Origin of the sequence: Lysobacter antibioticus (genome assembly GCF_000731095.1) — a bacterium.
Lineage (GTDB): Bacteria > Pseudomonadota > Gammaproteobacteria > Xanthomonadales > Xanthomonadaceae > Lysobacter > Lysobacter antibioticus_B.
Map to the genome: position 1 here is coordinate 45,658 of NZ_JMTZ01000021.1, position 19,552 is coordinate 65,209.

At 67.3% G+C, this 19,552-nt stretch carries 12 protein-coding genes; 8 read left to right on the top strand and 4 right to left on the bottom strand.

Annotated features, from left to right (window positions below):
* Positions 1 to 69 precede the first annotated feature (69 nt).
* On the bottom strand, positions 70 to 981 hold the full coding sequence (locus EX88_RS0108235) for an ATP-grasp domain-containing protein (protein ID WP_031371519.1): 912 nt from the start codon (positions 979 to 981) through the stop codon (positions 70 to 72).
* Positions 982 to 1,098: 117 nt separating this feature from the next.
* Here EX88_RS0108235 and EX88_RS0108240 point away from each other — a divergent pair, with 117 nt between their 5' ends.
* The 7 genes from EX88_RS0108240 to EX88_RS0108270 all read left to right on the top strand — a co-directional run bounded on the left by EX88_RS0108240 (position 1,099) and on the right by EX88_RS0108270 (position 14,695).
* Positions 1,099 to 1,836, top strand: coding sequence for a CoA transferase subunit A (locus EX88_RS0108240; protein ID WP_031371520.1), 738 nt, complete (start codon positions 1,099 to 1,101; stop codon positions 1,834 to 1,836).
* 309 nt (positions 1,837 to 2,145) lie between these two features.
* A complete protein-coding gene (locus EX88_RS0108245; protein ID WP_031371521.1) occupies positions 2,146 to 2,778 on the top strand; it encodes a CoA transferase subunit B in 633 nt (210 codons plus the stop codon).
* Positions 2,779 to 3,042: 264 nt separating this feature from the next.
* Positions 3,043 to 5,286: a reprolysin-like metallopeptidase gene (locus EX88_RS24410; RefSeq protein WP_161786088.1), complete on the top strand. Its 2,244-nt coding sequence runs from the start codon at positions 3,043 to 3,045 to the stop codon at positions 5,284 to 5,286.
* Positions 5,287 to 5,532: 246 nt separating this feature from the next.
* Positions 5,533 to 7,692, top strand: a complete 2,160-nt coding sequence (locus EX88_RS0108255) for an FG-GAP-like repeat-containing protein (RefSeq protein ID WP_161786089.1) — start codon at positions 5,533 to 5,535, stop codon at positions 7,690 to 7,692.
* A gap of 53 nt (positions 7,693 to 7,745) precedes the next feature.
* On the top strand, positions 7,746 to 10,007 hold the full coding sequence (locus EX88_RS25845) for a reprolysin-like metallopeptidase (protein WP_161786090.1): 2,262 nt from the start codon (positions 7,746 to 7,748) through the stop codon (positions 10,005 to 10,007).
* 65 nt (positions 10,008 to 10,072) lie between these two features.
* Positions 10,073 to 12,367 (top strand): FG-GAP-like repeat-containing protein, encoded by a 2,295-nt coding sequence (locus tag EX88_RS0108265; RefSeq protein WP_031371525.1) that lies wholly within the window; start codon positions 10,073 to 10,075, stop codon positions 12,365 to 12,367.
* 54 nt (positions 12,368 to 12,421) lie between these two features.
* Positions 12,422 to 14,695, top strand: a complete 2,274-nt coding sequence (locus tag EX88_RS0108270; RefSeq protein ID WP_152566169.1) for an FG-GAP-like repeat-containing protein — start codon at positions 12,422 to 12,424, stop codon at positions 14,693 to 14,695.
* A gap of 83 nt (positions 14,696 to 14,778) precedes the next feature.
* On the opposite strand, the gene EX88_RS0108275 is transcribed toward EX88_RS0108270, so the two are convergent.
* Positions 14,779 to 16,428, bottom strand: coding sequence for an electron transfer flavoprotein-ubiquinone oxidoreductase (locus EX88_RS0108275; protein WP_031371527.1), 1,650 nt, complete (start codon positions 16,426 to 16,428; stop codon positions 14,779 to 14,781).
* A 231-nt stretch (positions 16,429 to 16,659) separates the two neighbouring features.
* On the opposite strand from EX88_RS0108275, the gene EX88_RS0108280 reads away from it, so the two are divergent.
* A complete protein-coding gene (locus tag EX88_RS0108280; protein WP_031371528.1) occupies positions 16,660 to 17,253 on the top strand; it encodes an alpha-ketoglutarate-dependent dioxygenase AlkB family protein in 594 nt (197 codons plus the stop codon).
* Between the two features lie 244 nt (positions 17,254 to 17,497).
* On the opposite strand, the gene EX88_RS0108285 is transcribed toward EX88_RS0108280, so the two are convergent.
* Both EX88_RS0108285 and EX88_RS0108290 read right to left on the bottom strand, forming a co-directional pair.
* A complete protein-coding gene (locus tag EX88_RS0108285) occupies positions 17,498 to 18,685 on the bottom strand; it encodes a glycoside hydrolase family 16 protein (protein ID WP_031371529.1) in 1,188 nt (395 codons plus the stop codon).
* A 175-nt stretch (positions 18,686 to 18,860) separates the two neighbouring features.
* Positions 18,861 to 19,547: an ABC-type transport auxiliary lipoprotein family protein gene (locus EX88_RS0108290; RefSeq protein WP_081930739.1), complete on the bottom strand. Its 687-nt coding sequence runs from the start codon at positions 19,545 to 19,547 to the stop codon at positions 18,861 to 18,863.
* Positions 19,548 to 19,552 lie beyond the last annotated feature (5 nt).

Sequence of the window (19,552 nt, forward strand, 5' to 3'; positions counted from 1 at the left end):
CCGGTTTTTTCTTTATGGCCCCGCCGAGGCGAGGGCGTGCCGACGCCCGCCTGTGAGGGCGCGAGCGGCTCAATCGACCTGCATCGTCGCCAGCAGCTCGGCCAGCACTTCGGCGAAACGCTCGGCGCTGCCTTCGGCGTGAGCGAAAAACAGCGAGGGTTCGCACAACTCCAGCTCCAGCAACTGCGGCTTGCCTTCGCCGTCGCGGATCAGGTCGACGCGGGCGTACGGCAAGGGCTCTTCGAGATCGAGCCGCGCCGTCATCGCGGTCAGTGCATGCAGGGCGACCCTGCGTTCGTCGTCGCCGGCCTCGCGCGCGGCGATGCGTTCCACCGCGCGCAGGTTCAAGGCATCCTCGCGTTGCAGCATCGCGCCTTTGCGGATGGCATGACTGAACACGCCGTTGAAATGCATCAGTGCGGTCTCGCCGTCGCGATCGACCGAGACCAGATAGGGCTGCAGCATCGCGCTGCGGCCCTCGTCGAGCAGGCGCGCGAGGTGATTGGCCGCGGCGAATTCCTGCGCGCGCGCATAACGCTGGGTGTCGCGCGAGCCGGCGCTGATCGCGGGCTTGACCACGAATTCGTCGGCGTCCGGATGGGCGGCGAGAAACTCCTGAAGGGCCGGCAGCGCATCCATGTCGGGTTCGACGAACGCGCTCGGCACCACCGGCACGCCGCGCGCGGCCAGGTCGGCCAGATAATGCTTGTCGGTATTCCAGCGCACCACCGGCCAGGGATTGAGCAGGCGCGTGTGGGCGTCGACGCGTTCGCACCAGGCCAGGAATTCATCGAGGCGTTCGGTGTAGTCCCAGGGCGAGCGCAGCAGTACGGCGTCGTATCGTGCCCAGGCCACGCTGGGGTCGTCCCAGGCGCGGATCTCGGCGGCGATGCCGCGTGCGGTGCAGGCCTGAAGCAGGGGCGACAGGTCGTCGTCCTGCCCGGCGGCGGCGATGGCGGTGACCAGGGCGAGTCGGCTCATGTCGCAAGTCTAGCGTCGGCACACGATCGGAGCATTGTCGCGGTATTGCCCGAAAGTCCGCTACGTCCGGACCCGGCCGCAGGCTAAACTGCGCCCATCCCGCAAAGGAGTTGTCCCATGGCCGAGGCCATCGCCGCGACGCCCGTCGGCGCCGCGAAGAGCAAGCTGTACCCCAGTGCGAAACAAGCCCTGCAGGACGTGGTGGCGGACGGGCAGACCCTGGCCGTCGGCGGCTTCGGCCTGTGCGGCATTCCCGAGGCCCTGATCGGCGCGCTGCGCGACAGCGGGGTCAAGGGCATTACCGCGATCTCCAACAACGCCGGCGTCGACGGTTTCGGCCTCGGCCTGCTGCTCGAAACGCGTCAGATCAAGAAAATGATCTCGTCCTACGTCGGCGAGAACAAGGAATTCGAGCGCCAGTTCCTGTCCGGCGAACTCGAACTCGAATTCAATCCGCAGGGCACCCTGGCCGAGCGCCTGCGTGCCGGCGGCGCCGGCATCCCGGCCTTCTTCACCCGCACCGGCTACGGCACCGTGGTGGCCGACGGCAAGGAGACGCGCGAGTTCGACGGCCACCATTACGTCATGGAAACCGCACTCAAGGCCGACGTGTCGCTGGTCAAGGCGTGGAAGGCCGACAAGGCCGGCAACCTGGTGTTCCGCAAGACCGCGCGCAACTTCAACCCGGCCTGCGCGATGGCCGGCAAGGTCTGCATCGCCGAAGTCGAGGAACTGGTCGAAGTCGGCGCGATCGATCCCGATCACGTGCACCTGCCGGGTATCTACGTCGACCGGATCGTCGTCAATGCGACCCCGGAGAAGCGCATCGAGCAGCGGACGGTGCGGGCTGGGTGAGTGGGCGGGCCGTCCTGATCTTATGCGCATCCTTGCGATCGATGCGCTTAGGTTGGAGCGGTCGCTGCGGCTCGCACGCCGGTTTTCTCGAGTCGGAGCGGATCGGCGTCGCCGGTTTTCTGCTTCGTCGATTTCGATGCGTCCAGCTAAAAGGAAAAAACTCTCGGAGCCGATCGTCGCAGACCGATTTTCTCCGTAGTCGATTCGATACATCCAGCTATACGGGAAAAGCTTCCGGAGCCTGTCGTCGTAAACCGACTTTCTCCGTCGGCACTTCAATTGCGTCCACCTATACAGGAAGAATTACCAATGTCTTGGTCCCGCGATGAAATGGCGCAGCGCGCCGCGCAGGAACTCACCGATGGCGCCTACGTCAACCTCGGCATCGGCCTGCCGACGCTGGTCGCCAACTTCATTCCCGCCGGCATGGACGTGTGGCTGCAGTCCGAGAACGGCCTGCTCGGCATCGGTCCGTTCCCGACCGAAAGCGAGATCGACGCCGACCTCATCAACGCCGGCAAGCAGACCGTGACCGCGCGCCAGGGCGCGAGCTATTTCGGCAGCCACGACAGCTTCGCGATGATCCGCGGCGGTCATATCGATCTGGCGATCCTCGGCGCGATGCAGGTCACCGACAAGGGCGACCTGGCCAACTGGATGGTGCCCGGCAAGATGGTCAAGGGCATGGGCGGCGCGATGGATCTGGTCGCCGGCGTCAAGCGCGTGGTCGTGCTGATGGAGCACAGCGCCAAGAACGGCGAGCACAAGATCCTGTCCGAATGCACGCTGCCGCTGACCGGCCTGGGCGTGGTCAATCGGATCATCACCGAGCTTGCGGTGATGGACGTCACCGAGCGCGGTCTGGTGCTGGTCGAGACCGCGCCGGGCGTGAACGAAGACGAACTGCGCAGCAAGACCGGCGTGCCTTTGCTGAGCGCCTGAATAGCGTAACTGCGGCGTCGCGAGCGCTGGCAAAAGCAAGCTCTCCGGAAAATTGAGACGTGTTTCTCAATTTATGGTGCATGTGTTTTTTGCGGCCATTGAAGTATCTGCGCCGCGGATGCAGGATGCGGCGCTGCTTTTACTTGGCTGGTCGCTATGCGCAATTTGGCTTTTCTGGGGATGCTGGTCCTGCTTGCGGTCGGCTGCACGTCATCCGACTCCGGTTCTTCCTCAGTGGCTCAAAGGCTTGCGAGCGGAGCGGCGATGTCCGCTCCGGCAATGCGTTCGGCGCCGACTCCATTCGCAGATCCGTTATCGGTGCGGCTTGCGACGCGTCGCATCGCCGCCGCCGGATTCGCGCGCCTGCCCGATCGCGGTGACCTGGCCGCTTATCCGTCCAGGCAAACCGCCATCTCCGAAGGCGCCTATACCTGGCATCGCGTCGAACTGAGTGAACAACACGCGCTCGCCGCGACCGTCCGCGGTCATCTGCGCATCACCGCGCCCTCGGGCGAAAAACTCGACTTCCGTTACGAGCGCCATGTCGAACATCCGAGCGGCGACTGGACCTGGGTCGGGCGCATCGATCGCGGCGGCCTCGCGCAGGAGGCCATCATCACTTTTGGCGAACGCGCCGTGTTCGGCAGCATCGCCCAGCCCGGCAAGCCCGCGCTGAAGTTGACCTTGCGCGACGGCAAGTCCTGGTTGATCGAGACCGATCCGGCGAAGCTGGCGCTGCTCGAAAATTCGATCGGCCCCGATCATGCCGACGACTATCTGATACCGAGCGCGGCGGCGAACGCTTCGAGCGTCGCGCCGGCCAGCGCTTCTATCGGCGCCGCCGAGACCGCGGCCGACGGCCAGGTCCTGGTCGATGTCCTGGTCGGCTACAGCAACGGGTTCGCCAACGGTTTGGGCGGCGCGTCCCAGGCCGTCACCCGGCTCAACTATCTGGTCGAAGTCACCAATCAGGCCTACGTCAACAGCCAGATCACCGCGCGTATCCGCATGGTCCATGCCATGCAAGTCAACTATGCGGACAGTTCCGACAACGGCAGCGCACTGGAAAAATTGACCGGCACGCGCACGACGCCGGTCGATCCGGCCTTCAATGCATTGCGTGCGGCGCGCGACCAGTACGGCGCCGATCTGGTCTCGTTCGTGCGCAAGTACGACCGCACTGCGCAGGACGGTTGCGGCATCGCCTGGCTGCTCGGCGGCGGCCAGCAGCCGATCACCACCTCATCGGCGCCCAACGGCTATTCGGTCGTCAGCGACGGGCGCCAGAACGATGGCGGCACGACCTATTTCTGCCGCGACGAAACCTTCGCGCACGAGTTGGGCCACAACATGGGCGCGCAGCACGATCGCGCGACGGCCTCCTCGGGCGGCAGCCTGCAGTACGGCGCTTACGCATATTCGTTCGGCTACAAGGCCGGCGCCGGCAGCGGCAATTTCTACGACATCATGGCGTATGGCGATGCGGGCCAGACCTCCTATCGGGTCTTCTCGAATCCGCGCATCACCAGCTGCGGCGGTTTCGCGTGCGGCGTCGGCGGCCAGGCCGATACGGCGCAGACCCTCAATCAGACCATGCCGATCATCGCGACGTTCCGGGCGACCGCCGTGCCGCAGCGGGTGGTCCGCGGCGACGTCAACGGGGATGGCTGGGCCGACTTGCTGTGGCGCAATGCTTCCGCGCATCAGTTCGCGCATTGGCTGGCCGGTTCGTCCGATGCTTTGCAAGGCTTCGCGAGCGCGGCCGGCTTCGACATGGTCTCTACCTACGATGTCGGGGCCGTCGGCGACTTCAACGGCGACGGCCGCGGCGATGTGCTGTGGAAGAACGAGGCTGAGCGGTTCCTCGTACTCTGGCTCAGTTCGGGCGGTGGCTACACGCAACAAGTGGTCGGCGGGTTCGAGCCGGATATGACGCTGGTCGGAAGCGGCGACGTCAACGGCGATGGACGGCACGATCTGATTTGGCGCTCGCTCGCCGGCAGCCGCCTGCGGGTTTGGCTGATGCAGGCCAATCAGGTCGCGTCGAAATGGGACGCGCCCATGCCGTCGTGGTTCCAGATCCTGGGCGTCGGCGACTTCGATGGAGACGGCCGCTCCGATGTGGTCTATGCCGACGATGCGCAGACCAGCCTGTACTTCAGCAGAGGCAATTACTTCGCCGGTCAGAGCGTCGGCGGACGTCCTGCGGGTTGGAGCTATGTCGACAGCGCGGACATCAACGGCGACGGTCGCGACGATATGGTCTGGCTCAATCCAGGACAGAACGTGCTGAGCTATTGGGTCATGAACGGAGCGTCGATCGTCGCTAATCCCGCTGTGGCAGGGCGGGCTGGCGAAACCTTCTTCGCCGCGCGCGACGTCAACGGAGATGGGCGCGCCGACCTGATCTGGAATGCGGCGGCGCAGCTCAAGGTCAATATCGATTTGACCGGGAGCAGTCAGCGCTACAGCAATGCTTATCCGGCCGGTTGGCAGATGCGGCGCTGAGCCCGCCCGCAAGCGCAACAGGGTTCTCGAAGGCCGCCGCAGGGCGGCCTTCGTATTTTGTTTATGTGCAACCTGGCACAGATTGAAGTCAATCCGTGACGCATGGCACCATTGGTGCACCCAGGGGGGCCGCACATGCGCAAATGGATATTGGTCGGGGCCGCTGCCCTGGCCTCGGCGTGCACGCAGACCGTGCCGCCAAGCTCGGACGCTGGCTTTTCCTATAGTGCTCGTGCGGATATGCCGATGGCGGTCGCGTCGCAGGCACAGCCGCCGATCCCCGTACCGCTGACGGCTGCCGAGGCCGAGCCGATCCGGATCGAGCCAGGGGCGAAGCCGCAGCGGCGCGGCGCCGCCACCTGGTGGCCGGTTCGCCTGGATTCGGCCCAATTGACGATCGCGGCCCGGCCGCAGGGCCGTCTGCGGCTGCGCACGCCCGACGGCGAGGTCCTGGCGTTCCGCTCCACCGGCGCATGGACCGGCGATCTGTCCGGGGCGCGGATCTGGACCGGGCGCAGCGACGGTCGGCAGCCGGGGCGGGCGGTGGTGTCCTTCGACGGCAGCCGCATCTCCGGCAGTGTCGACCGTCCCGGCGGCACGACCCTGCACCTGGCGACCGAACGCGACGGCACCTGGCTGATCGAGCCCGACCCGCCGCGGGCCGCGGCAGCGGCCACCTCGGCGGCGCAGTCGCAGGTCGACTACCTGATGCCGCCGGCCGCGCTGCCGGCCGATCCCGGCGTTGGCTCCGAGCAGGACGAGCGCGCCGGTGCGGACATCGTGGTCGCCTACACCAAGGGCTTCCGGGCGCGTTTCGATCAGCCCGGCGGCGGTGGGGACTATGGTCTGGCCCTGCGCCTGGACACCTTGTTCGGCGGCATCAACGCGGCGCTGTCCATGGGCATTAACGCAAGGGTGCGCATCGTTCATGCGGTCCAGGTCGATTATCCCGACGACACCGACGACCTGCAGGCCCTGCGCGAGCTGACCGGTGCCGACGGCGTGCCGGCGCACCCGGCCTTCGCCGAGGTGCGCCGCGCGCGCGACGCCTACGGCGGCGACATGGTCTACCTGGTGCGCAAATACGACGGCCCACAGGGCGGCCGTTGCGGCGCGTCCTGGATGATCGGCGGCGGGCTGACGCCGTACGCGCGTGCGTCCTCGGGGTTGGGTTACGCGGTGTTCGACTGGGACCTGGGCCGCTATTTCTGTACCGAATACAGCGCCGCGCACCAGTTCGGCCATGCCTTGGGGCTGCAGCACGACCGTGTCAGCGCCAGCCCGAACGGCACGTTGGAATACGGCGCTTTCCCGTACGCCTTCGGCTACGTTTCCGGGCCGGCGACCGATCCGAACGCGATCCGCACGGTCATGGCGTATCCGGTCGAAACGCCCCAGCACCGAAGCATGCTTTCGACGCCCGAGCGTAAATGCTACGGGCAGGTGTGCGGCGTGCAGGACCAGGCCGACAACCGCCGCGCGGCGCGGCAAACCTTTCCGGTGCTGAGCAGCTTCCGTCCCAAGCGCGTGCCGGGCGGCAGCGTGGTCGGCGATTTCGACATGAGCGGCGGCGCCGAACTGTACTGGCGCAATCTGGCCAGCCAGGAATTCGCCATCTGGCCGTACGCCGAACCCAGCGCCGGCCGCGGATTCTTCATGGTCGCGCCCTACGACGTGGCCGCCGTGGCCGACTTCACCGGCGACGGCCGCAGCGATGTGCTGTGGAAGAGCGATCCGGATCATTACCTGGTGCTGTGGGCGGCCCAGGGCGATGGGTACGAGCAGCGCGCGATCGGCGGCTTCGAGCCGGGCATGAGCTTCGTCGGCGTCGGCGACTTCGACGGCGACGAGCGTTACGACATCGCTTGGCGCAGCCATGCCACCGGCGAGCTCAAACTGTGGCTGATGCGCGGCGAGCAGATCGCATCCACGCGCAACGCGACGATGCCCGGCTGGTACGAGATCCTCGGCATCGGCGATTTCGCCGGCGACGGCCGCAGCGATATCGTCTATGCCGATTCGGCGAGCGTGAACCTGTACATGAACGACGGCGTCTCGTTCTCGGGCGCCAGAGTGGCCGGTCGGCCCGGGAGCTGGACGTATGCCGGCAGCGGCGATCTGGACTCCGACGGTCGCGACGACATGTCCTGGATCAATCCGGCGCTGGGCACGCTGAGCTATTGGCGCCTCGACGGAGCGCGCATCGTCGGCAATCCCAGCCTGCGCACCGAATCCTACGAACGTCTGGCCGGGATGCGCCACCTCTTCGGTCGCTCCGGGATGGAGTTGCTTTGGGACGATGCGGCCGAGGACGCGCCCTCGGGGCCGCGTTACCTGCGCATGCATTCGCCGGTCAACGACGACTCGCGCTACGCGAGTTATCCGCGCGGCTGGGAAATCAGATAAGCGCCGCGCCGACCGTCGCCGGTCGCGCCAACCGACACCTTGGGGGAAAGCAAATGAAACAGTGGATGTGGGCGTCCGTGGTCTTGCTGGCAGCGTGCCAGCCCCCGCAGGCTCAGCGCGCAGGGCAGGAGCGCGAAGGCGAGCGCGCAGGCAGGACCGCGGTAGCGACCGTGCCGGCCGCGTCGCGGGCCGTACCGGAAGGGCAGTTGTGGGCCTACGACCGCAGCGTTGCCCCGCGCCGGGTCGGGGCCATGCAGTGGCATGCGGTGACGCTGAGCCGACGCCATGCGCTGGCTGCCGCGCAGACCCAAGGACGGCTGAGCGTGCCGACGCCGGACGGGCGCAGCCTGCCGTTCCGCTTCGAGCATCAGCGCAGCGACGGCGATCATTGGAGCTGGATCGGGCACGCCGAAAGCGGTCCGGCGGATGCGCGCGCGCTGTTGGTGTTCGGCCCCTACGGCGCGACAGGCACCGTCGCGGAAGCGGACGGCTCGGCATGGCAACTGGCCACGTTCGAGGGGCGCACTTGGGTCGGGCGCGCGCAGGCCCTCGGCCCCGCAGCAACGCTCGCGGACGCGGTCAGCTTCGAAACCGACTATTTGATGCCGCCGGTCGACCGGCCGGCCGATACAGCGGCCGGCGGGCCCGCGGACCAACAGGCCATCGTCGATCTGGTGATCGGCTACACCCCGGGCTACGCGAGCGTGTTCGAGGACCGCGCCCGCGCGGAATCGGACCTGTACAACCTGCAGGCCACGATCAACAACGCCTTGTACGTCAGCACGATCAACGCCCGCGTGCGCATCGTGCACGCGATGCAGGTCGAGTATCCGGACAGCAACGCCAATTTCCAGGTCCTGCGCGAAATGACCGGCGCCGACGGCGTGGCCGTGGCGCCGGCGTTCTCGGCGCTGCGCCAGGCGCGCGACACTTACGGCGGCGACCTGGTTCTGCTGGTGCGCAACCAGGGCCTGCAGACCGATCGGGCCTGCGGCGCGTCGTGGCTGATCGGCGGCAACCTGAAAGGCATCGACGCTTCCGATGCCGGCCTGGGCTATCTGGTGTGGAACTACACCGGCGCGCAGTCGATGCCTTACTGCCACCCGTTCGCCGCACCGCACGTGATCGGGCACAGCTTCGGCCTGCAGCACGACCGCGCCAGCGCGAGCCCGCGCGGGGTGTTGGAATACGGTGCGACGCCGTACGCGTTCGGCTACGTCCATGGCAACCCGGGTTACGGCCAGACCCGCACCGCGATGGCGTATCCGTTCCAGGTCGATGCCAGCTATTCGTATACCTACTCGACCCCGGACATCACCTGTCACCCCGCCTCGCCCTGCGTGCTCGGGGTGGCGAACGAGGCCGACAACGTGCGTACCGCGCGCCAGACCATCCCGGTCGTCGCCAGTTTCCGTCCGCGCAAGGTGCTCGGCGGTGTGGTGAGCGGCGATTTCGACGCCGGCGGCACCGGCGATGTTTACTGGCGCAATCCCGGGACGCAGGAATTCGCCTACTGGCTCGATCCTATAGCGAGTCAACGCTCTGCCGGCTTCTACATGCAGGCCGAGTACGAGGTGGCGGGCATCGGCGACTTCACCGGCGACGGCCGCAGCGACGTGCTGTGGAAGAGCGATGCCTACAAGTACCTGGTGCTGTGGGTGGCCAAGGACAACGGCTACGAGCAGCGCGGCATCGGCGGCTTTGAGCCGGGCATGAGCTTCGTCGGCATCGGCGACTTCGACGGCGACGAGAAGCAGGACCTGATGTGGCGCAGCTACGGCGCCGAGTTGCTCAAGGTCTGGACCATGAACGGCGCGCAGATCCGTTCGCAGTTCGTCGCCGCGATGCCGCAGTGGTACCAGGTGCTGAGCATCGGCGACTACAACGGCGACGGGTACAGCGACGCGATCTATGCCGATTCGAACGAGGTCAATCTGTATCTCAACAACGGCGCTGGTTTTGCCGGCCAACGGATCTCCGCACGGCCGCAAGGCTGGACCTTCCTGGGCAGCGGCGATCTCAACAACGACAGGCGCGACGACCTGATCTGGCAGAACGGCGCCCGTACCGCGGTCAGCTACTGGACCATGGACGGCGCCCGCATTCTCGGCAACCCGTCGCTGACCACCTATCCGGATCGGCGCTTCATCGCCGCGCGCCACGTCGGTGGCAATCCGTCCGCCGAGCTGATCTGGCTGGAGCCGGCCTACAACGCCGAGTCGTCGCCGAATTTGAAGATCACCGTGGTTGACGCCCCGTACTTGCCGGGCGCGACCCATAGCTTGCCGTTCCCGTCCGGCTGGGAACCGCGCTGAGACAATTTGCCGCCGTACGGCGACCAGCGCAGCCGCAATCGAGCGACAACGAAATGGAGCAAGCAATGCGCAGCAAAATCCAATTGGGTGCCGCCCTGTTGCTCGGGCTTGCGGCGGGCGCCTGCACCGCGCCCAACCCGCCCGTCGCGGCGGCTCGGCCGGCAGGCGCGTCGTTGGTCGCCGCGCCTGCCGCTACGGCCGCATCGGTGCCGCCACCGGCGTACGCCGATGCGCGAAGCCGCTTGGCCGGGCTGGCCGACCGCGGCGAACTGCTGTCGTACTCGCGCGCCACGCCGGCGCGACGCGAAAGCGGATTCGTCTGGCATCGGGTCGGCGGGATCAGCCAGGCGCATGCGCGTGCCGCGACGGCCGGCGGCCGCCTGCGCCTGACCACGCCTTCCGGGCAGCTTCTGGACTACGCGTACGAGGAACAGGTCCGGCACGACAACGGCGATTGGACCTGGGTCGGCCGCGCCGCCAACGGCAACGCCGGCGAGCGCGCGACCGTCACCTTCGGCGCCGACGCAGTGTTCGGCACCTTCGCCGTACCCGGCCAGAGCGCCTTGCGCCTGATCACGCGCGACGGCGCCGCCTGGGCAGTGGAAGCCGACCCCGCCGCGGCCCAACCCGCTGCCGCCGCCGCGGCCGCGGCCGCGCCGGACTATCTGATCCCGCCGACGGTCGCTGCGGACAAGCTTCCCGATGCGCCGGCCGCGGCCAATACCGACCCGGCGATGCGCCTGGTCGATCTGGTGGTGGGCTACACAGAGCAGGGGCCGCGTTCGGTGGTCATGACCCACCTCAACGACATGATGAGCTTCGCCAATTCGATACTGCGCAGCAGCGGCGTCAAGGCGCGTCTGCGCATGGTCAATGCCACTTACGTCGATTACTACGTCAACGACGCCAACGATCAGATCACGTTGCGGAAACTGACCGGCAGCCCGACGGTCGCGCCGGATCCGGCCTTCGCCGGTCTGCGCGCTACGCGCGAGCAGTTCGGCGGCGACCTGGCGGTGCTGGTGCGCGACATGGTCGGCGTCGCTACCCCGGGCTGCGGCGCCTCCTGGTTGCTGGGCGCCAACCTCAAGGGCATCGAGGCCGGCGACGCGGCCTACGGCTACTCGGTGGTCAAGAACGCTTCGGGTTGCTCGGACATGTATTTCCTGCACCAGATCGCCCACAACCTCGGCGCTCAGCACGACCTGGCGACCGCCAGCGCCGGCGGCAGCGTCGAGTACGGCGCCTATCCGTATTCGTTCGACTATGTGGGCGCCACGTTCCACACCGCTCTGGCGGCCTCCAGCACGACCCGGCCGATGCAGACGCTGTCCAACCCGCGCCGGTCCTGCGCTTATGCCGGGGACGAGGGCCCGCCGCCGCCCTGCGGCACGGCCGAAGCGGACAACGTACTGACCCTGCAGCAGACGATTCCGATCGTGAGCCGGTTCCGGCGCAAGCTGACGCGCGGCGGTTTCGCCCGCTACGACACCGACGGCGACGGTAATCCGGAGCTGTTCTGGCGCAACAAGGGGCAGCAGCTGTTTGCCTACTGGAGCGGCATGAGCCCGCAACAGTCCTCGCAGGCGTTCGGCATGGTCTCCGCCTACCGGGTCGCCGGCATCGGCGACTTCACCGGCGACGGTCGCGCTGACGTGTTGTGGCGCAGCGACCTGGACCGGTTCCTGGTGTTGTGGGTGGCGGTCGGCGAGGGCTTCGAGCAGCGCATCGTCGGCGGCTACGAGCCCGGGATGCACATCGTCGGAGTCGGCGATTTCAACCGCGACGAGCGTTACGACTTGCTGTGGCGCAACTACACCACCGGGCAAATGAAGGTCTGGGCGATGCGCGAGGAGCGCATCGTCGAACAGGCCGTGGCGCCGATGCCGGGCTGGATGGAGATCCTGGGTATCGGCGATTTCAACGGCGACGGCTATAGCGACGTGGTCTACGCCGACGGCGCCAACGTCAACCTGTACGTCAACGATGCGATGCGCTTCACCGGTGCCGTGGTCGCCGGGCATCCGGGGTGGACCTACGTGGCGACGGGCGATTACAACGGCGACGGCCGCGACGATATGTACTGGGCCAATCCCGCCGGCGATACGTTGAGCCGCTGGGTCATGGACGGCCCGCGCATCACCGCCAACCCGAGCCAGACATTGCGCGCCGGGCATCAGTTGGCGGGCGTGGTGCGCGGCCCGGGCCATATCGCCGAAGCCGACGTGATCTGGGACGTGCCCAAGGGCGGGACCAGCGTCGGCGAGCGCAATGTCGGCAGGAATACCCTGATCAACGGCTTCGATTTCATTGTCTACCACCAGTACCCGGTCGGCTGGGAGTTGCATCCGATGCGTTGACCGGGCTCCGGTCGGCCATGCACGAACACGCATAGAAGCACGGTAGGGATGGCGATGAACAAGTGGCTGTGGATGGCGATCCTGGCGATGTCCGGCGCAGGCTGCATCGTGGTCGACCGGGACCGCGAAGGATCGGATGCTGCCCGCACTCCGACCGTTCCGTCGCAGACGCATGTCGCCGGGAGCCGGCCGCACCTGCGTTTTGGCGTTGCGGCCGATCGCGGCGAACTGCTGGTCTATCCCGACAAGACCGTCGCGATGCGCGAGCACGGGTTGCTCTGGCATCGCATCGGCCTCAGCCAAGCGCATGCGCGCGCCGCGGTGGCCAGTGGCCGATTGCATTTGCGCACGCCCGGCGGGCGCGCGCTGAGCGTGCGTTACGAGCGCGACGCGACCGCCGCATCGGGCGATTGGACTTGGATCGGCCGCATCGACGGCGAGGCCGCGCGCGGGCGGGTCGTGCTGACCTTCGGCGTGTCGGCGGCTTACGGATCGATTTCGGTGCCGGGCGCCGCACCGTTGGAATTGACCACGCGCGACGGCGCGGCGTGGGTGGTCGAGGCGGATCCTGCGCAGGCCGCGAGCGTCGCGGCCGGCAAAGCCGCAGCGTCGTCCGACTTCCTGGTGCCGCCCGCCCCGACGCCCGGCGCGGTGCGGTCCGGAAACGGAGCGACGATGGCGGCCGCCAGCGCCTATTCGCCGCCGTCGGCCGTGATCGACCTGGTGGTGGGAATCACCGGTCCGAACCAGGATGCGATGCTGACCAAGCTCAATCAGATGGTCGCGGTCGGCAACGACATGCTGTTCCAGAGCCTGGTCAATGCCCGGTTGCGGGTCGTGCGCACCTTGCCGGTGAACTACGCTTCCGGGTTGTCCAGCCAGGCCGTGCTGGAACGCATGAGCGGCGCGAGCGGCGTCAGCGTTGACCCTGCGTTCGACGTACTTCGCGCCGCCCGCGAAGCGCACGGCGGCGACCTGGTGGTGCTGCTGCGCGACGCCGGGAGCTCGACCGCCGATTGCGGCGCGGGTTGGCTGATAGGCGCCGGCGGACGCGGCATCAGCGCCGGCGACTCGGGCTACGGCTATTCGGTGATCAACGCCGCCTGTGCCAACACCGCCTTGATGCATCAAGTCGCGCACAACCTCGGCGCCCAGCACGATCGCGAACACGCCGGCATCGACGGTTCGGCGGTGTCCGGCGCGTACTCGTATTCGTACGGCTACCGCTACATGAGCGGCCAGTACCCGTCCGGGAGCTTCCTGGCGTACGAAGCGGACCGCTATCTGTGGGGCGGTTCGGTGTTCTCGAATCCGCGTATAGCCGCGCCTTGCGGCTGGACTTATTGCGGGCAGGCGGGTTACGCCGACAACGCGCTGACCTTGAACCGGACCACGCCGGTGGCCGGCGCGTTCCGCAACGAGACCGTGCGCGCCCCGGCCGCGCGCGACGATTACGACGTCAACGGCTATGCCGACATGTTCTGGCACAACGCGGCCGAGGCGCAGTTCTCGTACTGGCGCGGCGGCGGGACCATGTACGCTTCCGGCGCGTTCTATTCGCCGTGGCGCAAGTATCGGCCGATCGGCTTGGGCGATTTCAACACCGATTCGCGTATAGACGTGCTGTGGCGCGATCCGGACAGCGGTTCGCTGACGGTATGGACCGCTCACGAAGACGGCTTCGTGGAGGGCTTCATCAACGAAGCCGCCAGCGGGCTCGCCTTCGTCGGCACCGGCGATTTCAACGGAGACGACAATGCCGATTTGCTGTGGCGCGACCTCGCCAAAGGCGAGATCGTGGTCTGGATCATGCGCGGGCTGTCGGTGTCCGAGCGCAGGACCGCGCCGATGCCGGCTTGGTTCGAAATCCTCGGCATCGGCGATTTCCATGGGCGCGGCCTCAGCGACATCGTCTATGCCAGCGCCAGCGACCTGAATCTCTACGTCAACCTCAACGGCAACGGTTTCGCCGGCACCCGCCTCGCTGCGCGTCCGGCCGGCTGGAAGTACGTCGCCACCGCGGACATGAACGACGATGGCCGCGAGGACATGTTCTGGATGTCGCCCAACGGCGACGTGCTGAGCTATTGGCTGATGAACGGGACTGCGATCCAGGCCAATCCTAGTCTGCCGGTCGTGCCGGGCCAGAGTTTCGTGACCGCACGCAATTACAGCCCCGCGCCGGGCGCCGAATTGATCTGGAACCGCCCGCCGCGTCAGGGCGAATCCTGGCCGTCGATGGGCTACGAGTACGTCGGGGGCGGCGGCCGCCGCTACACGGATTACAGGCCGTATCCGCCGGATTGGACGATCGTCGCCCTGTTCTGATTACGACTGCGGCGCTAAGGCGGAAGACCGACAGGCCGCCCGAGGGCGGTCTGCCGGTTGCGGCGATCGCTACGCGGAGCCGTTCAGAGGTTCTGGTAATTCGGCCCCGAACCGCCTTCCGGTGTGACCCAGTTGATGATCTCGTACGGGTCCTTGATGTCGCAGGTCTTGCAGTGCACGCAGTTCGCCGAGTTGATCTGCAGGCGCTTGGCGCCGGCTTCTTCGACGATCTCGTAGACGCCGGCCGGGCAGAAGCGCGTGCAGGGGTTGCCGTATTCCTCGGCGCACTGGGTGATGCAGATGTTGGTGTCGGCGACCTTGAGGTGCACCGGCTGGTCTTCGTCGTGCTCGGTGGCGGCGAAGTACACCGAGGCGAGGCGATCGCGCGGCGCCAGGCTGCGATCCACGTAATCGCGCTTGGGCTTCTCGGCCTCGCCGAGTTTCTGCAACGACGACCAGTCGGCCTTGTTCTTCAGGGTCCACGGCGAGAGTCCGCCGGTGACGGTTTCCCAGGCGGCGTTGAGCATGCCGAACCACAGGCCGCGCTTGAACGCGGGCTTGATGTTGCGGACCTTCTTGAGTTCGGCCATCGCATCGGAGGCGCGCAGCTTGGCGTCGAAGCCTTCGCTGCTCAGCGACTGCGCCAGGTGTTCGGCGGCGAGCATGCCGGAGCGGATCGCCTGGTGGGTGCCCTTGACCTTGGGCACGTTGAGCAGGCCGGCGGTGTCGCCGATCAGCAGCGCGCCGGGCATCTCGACCTTCGGCAGCGACTGGTAACCGCCGGTGACGATGGCGCGCGCGCCGGCCGATACCAGGTTGCCGCCTTCCAGCAGCGGTTTGACCATCGGGTGGTTCTTCCATTGCTGGAAGGCCTCCCACGGTTTGTAGTCGGGGTCGCGGTAATCCAGGCCGCTGACGTAGCCGAGCGCGATGCGGCCCTTGTCGAGGTGATACAGGAAACTGCCGCCGTAGGTGTGGCTGTCGGCCGGCCAGCCGAAGCTGTGCACGATCTTGCCCGGGCTGACCCGGTCTTCCGGCACCTGCCACAGTTCCTTGATGCCAATCGAATAACCCTGCGGGTCGCTGTCGGCGTCGAGCTTGAAGCGCTTGATCAGGCGCTTGGTCAGATGGCCGCGCGCGCCTTCGGCGAACACGGTGACCTTGGCGCGGATGTCGATGCCGGCGGTGAAGCCGGACTTGTGGCTGCCGTCCTTGGCGATGCCCATGTCGCCGATGCGCACGCCGGCGACGCGGCCGTCGGGGTCGTGCAGGGTCTCGGCGGCGGCGAAGCCGGGGTAGATCTCGACGCCGAGGGCTTCGGCCTGCGGCGCCAGCCAGGCGCACATCGCGCCGAGGCTGACGATGACGTTGCCCTGGTTGTGCATGCCCGGCGGCACCGGCAGCTTGCGCCCGCCGGTCTTGCTGAGCAGCCAGAACTCGTCGTCGGTGGCCGGCACGCAGATCGGCGGCGGGTTGTCGCGCCAGTTCGGCAGCAGCGCGTCCAGCGGTCCGGTCTCGATCACCGCGCCGGACAGGATGTGCGCACCGATGGTGCTGGATTTTTCGATCACGCAGACCGACAGCTCCGGATTGAGCTGCTTGAGCCGGATCGCGAACGACAGCCCGGCCGGGCCGGCGCCGACGGTGACGACGTCGTACTCCATGACGTCGCGTTCGATTTCGATGGCTGGCGTGTCGGACGGCTGGACCGTATCGATCGGCTGTTCGCTCATGCTGGCGGGACTCTGGCGTGCGATCCGCATATTGTCGCGGGTTTGCGGCGGCAGCGCCAAATGTGACCCCGTCGGCGCCGCGCTGCGCCGGCGTTTAAAACGCTTTGCGTACTGTTGCGCACGCGTTCCCGGACGTTCGCGGCGAGGGGCGTATGGAGGCCGGGCGATGGCCGCCGGGCGGGCGCAAGATCCGGATCGCGAGGCCCGCGCGACGCGTGCTAGCGTGCCGCCATGCCCTTGCAACGCCTGCCTCTGGAAGACGCCGAACTGGCTTTCGATCCGCACTGGCTGGAGCGCGCCGCCGCCGATGCCCTGTACGCCGCCCTGGTGGAAGACATCCGCTGGGAGGTACACCGCATCCGCCTGTTCGGGCGCGAGCACGATTCGCCGCGGCTCAGCAGTTGGATCGGCGACCCCGAGGCGCACTACCGCTACTCCGGCGCCGACTTCCGTCCGTATCCCTGGCCCGCTGCGCTGGCGCCGATCCGCGAGCGGCTGATGCGCGAGCTCGGGGTCGGCTTCAACAGCGTGCTCGCCAATCGCTACCGCAATGGCCGCGATGCGATGGGCTGGCACAGCGACGACGAGCGCGAGCTCGGGCCGAGGCCGGTGATTGCGTCCTTGAGCCTCGGGGCGACGCGCCGCTTCGCGTTCAAGCATCGGCGCCGTGCGGAATTGAAGGGCGCCTTGGAACTGGGGCACGGCAGTTTGTTGGTGATGTCGGGGTCGACCCAGGCGAATTTTCGCCATGCGCTGCCGCGCACGGCGCGGCCGGTGGGCGAGCGGATCAACCTGACGTTCCGGGTAATCGGGCCGCGGGTGTGACAGGGCATTGGTTCTGTGCGGGTGACGCAGTCGGTGCGTTGGCGCGATCGCGGCTCGCGCCGCTCCTACCCAAGAGCAAGAGTCAGTCGAGTCCAGCCGAAGCGCCTTGTAGGAGCTGCGCAAGCTGCGACCGCGAATCCGCAACTACGACGCGACTGAGAGGACGCGGTCGCGGCTTGCGCCGCGCCGGCCCAAGAGGTTGGATCAGCCGAAGCCCTTCCGGCCTTGCGGCCGAACGACTCCGCTACGGCCGCTGCCAGGCGCGGACGTAGTCGACCCAGGTGATCGCCGATTGGGTCGTCGCAGCGGGCGGTTTGCCGGCGTAGACGAAATGGTCGAGCAGGATCGAGGTTTCGATCTGGCTGACGTTGGCGGTGGTGCGCACCAGTTGGCCGTCGATGTAGAAGCGCGTCGCATCGGGGGCGATGTCGGCGCCGTAGACGTGATAGCCGGCGCTCGGGTCGAAGCTGGTGGTGTGGATGTAGCTGTCCAACTGCTCGATGCCGTTCTTGATCACGTACTGGTTCAAGTACAGCCGGCTTTTGTTGTCGGAGTAGTACTCGAACACATCGGTCTCGTTCCACTGCTGCGCGCCCGGTGCCTGGAAAGTCCAGAACGCGGGCCAGAAGCCGGCCGCCGCCGGTAGTTTCATGCGCGCTTCGATGAAGCCGTAACGGAAGTTGTAGCGTTTGTGCGAGGACAGCAGGCACGAGGTCCAGTCGTAGCTGCGGCCCGAAGGCGAGCGCACGCTCTCGCGCTTGGCGAGCATCGACAGCACGCCGTTGCTCACCGAGCAGTTCTTGCCCTGGTTCCATTCCAATTGCTGATTGCCGGGGTTGCCGTGGCCGTGGTCGGCTTCGGCGGAAGAGTCGTCGGCCCAACGATTCCAATCGACGACGCTGCCGTCGAATTCGTCGCCGAAGCGATACACCCAGTTCGTGCCGGCGCCGAGCGGACGCGTCGCGGTGGGGTCGGTGACCGGCGCCGCGGTTACGCTGAAACTGCGTTGCGGCGCCAGATCGGTCCAGCGCCCGTTGGCGTAGTAGGAAACCCAGTAACGATATTGGCCGGCCGGGAAGCGGCCGCTGCCGGTGAGCTCGCGCACGCTCGTGCCGACCGTATAGCCGCTCTGGTGGCCGAGGTCGTAGTTGCGGTCGGCGGCGTCGCGCACCGCGAACACGATCTGTTCGTAGGTAACCGGGGCCGGGTTGGCCAGGCGCGCGCCGAACAGGACGTTGGTAGTGGTGTCGGGTGCCTGCAGGTCGCGGCCGAGCGCGCGCAGCGGCGTCGCGCCGATGGTTTCGTAGTCGATCGTGCCGGGCGGGGTTGCCTGCGCGAGGCCGATGCAGGCGATCAGTTCCAGGGCCATCGCGAGCGCGAGCAGGCTGCGTCGCGCACTGGCGCGACGGCGTTGCGAGAACGGTGCGGTCATGCCTATCCCCGATGCACGCCACGATGGCGCCAGGGCAGTCTAGGCAGCGGCTTCAGGACGGCTTGTGTCGCCGGTCACCGCGTACATTCTTGCGCAAAGCCTTCACGCGGCTTTCGCGAGGCGCGGACACCGCGGCGGGGCGATGAGGGATGCGGGCCTTGCGGCCGCAGCTCGATCAGCGCTTGTGGCTCTTATCGTGCGCGTCGCCCGAGGTCAGCGTCCAGCCGGCGATCTCGCCGGTGATCGTTTCCAGCGAGCGCTCGAAGGCGTCGACCACGTCGGGCACCGCGGTGGTCGCGGCCGGTTGAGCCTGCAGGAAGGTGTGCGAGGCGACGACCTTCTGGTCGGGGTTGTGCATCAGCTTGGCGTTGATCTCGATGGTCGCCGACGGCACCGCTGCGCCCTGGCCGTAGTCGGACTCGAAGCGACGCATGTCGAGCACCAGCTTGTAGTCGCCGCCGATGCCGCTGCCCTGGCGCGCGACCGCGGCGATCTTGCCGGAGTCCTCGAGCGTACGCAGCAGGGCGTCCTCGATCATGCTGCTCGGCAGCTTGGCCCAGGCTGCGCCCTTGTAGACCTCGATCTCGTTGCCGGTCGGGCGCACGGCGATGCGCAGGCTATCGATCATGCGCGCGGCGTTGGGCGCGCTCAACGACAGCTGCCAGTTCGCGTTCGGCCACGACGGATCGGCCTGCACGCGCGGATCGGGCGCGTACTGGGTGGTCGGCTTCTTCGGCTTTTCGCCAAGGATCGACGAGCAACCGGCCAAGGCCAATACGGCCGCACCGGCGAAGAGCCAACCGAAGCGACGTACGAAAGCGGAGCTGCCGGAGGATGCATCGAATCGGGGAGTCTGAGTCATGATCG

Bases quoted from the DNA above. Each gene is read 5' to 3' on its own strand.
- EX88_RS0108235 (WP_031371519.1), bottom strand. From the start codon at position 981: ATGAGCCGACTCGCCCTGGTCACCGCCATCGCCGCCGCCGGGCAGGAC.
- EX88_RS0108240 (WP_031371520.1), top strand. From the start codon at position 1,099: ATGGCCGAGGCCATCGCCGCGACGCCCGTCGGCGCCGCGAAGAGCAAG.
- EX88_RS0108245 (WP_031371521.1), top strand. From the start codon at position 2,146: ATGTCTTGGTCCCGCGATGAAATGGCGCAGCGCGCCGCGCAGGAACTC.
- EX88_RS24410 (WP_161786088.1), top strand. From the start codon at position 3,043: ATGTCCGCTCCGGCAATGCGTTCGGCGCCGACTCCATTCGCAGATCCG.
- EX88_RS0108255 (WP_161786089.1), top strand. From the start codon at position 5,533: ATGGCGGTCGCGTCGCAGGCACAGCCGCCGATCCCCGTACCGCTGACG.
- EX88_RS25845 (WP_161786090.1), top strand. From the start codon at position 7,746: ATGAAACAGTGGATGTGGGCGTCCGTGGTCTTGCTGGCAGCGTGCCAG.
- EX88_RS0108265 (WP_031371525.1), top strand. From the start codon at position 10,073: ATGCGCAGCAAAATCCAATTGGGTGCCGCCCTGTTGCTCGGGCTTGCG.
- EX88_RS0108270 (WP_152566169.1), top strand. From the start codon at position 12,422: ATGAACAAGTGGCTGTGGATGGCGATCCTGGCGATGTCCGGCGCAGGC.
- EX88_RS0108275 (WP_031371527.1), bottom strand. From the start codon at position 16,428: ATGAGCGAACAGCCGATCGATACGGTCCAGCCGTCCGACACGCCAGCC.
- EX88_RS0108280 (WP_031371528.1), top strand. From the start codon at position 16,660: ATGCCCTTGCAACGCCTGCCTCTGGAAGACGCCGAACTGGCTTTCGAT.
- EX88_RS0108285 (WP_031371529.1), bottom strand. From the start codon at position 18,685: ATGACCGCACCGTTCTCGCAACGCCGTCGCGCCAGTGCGCGACGCAGC.
- EX88_RS0108290 (WP_081930739.1), bottom strand. From the start codon at position 19,547: ATGACTCAGACTCCCCGATTCGATGCATCCTCCGGCAGCTCCGCTTTC.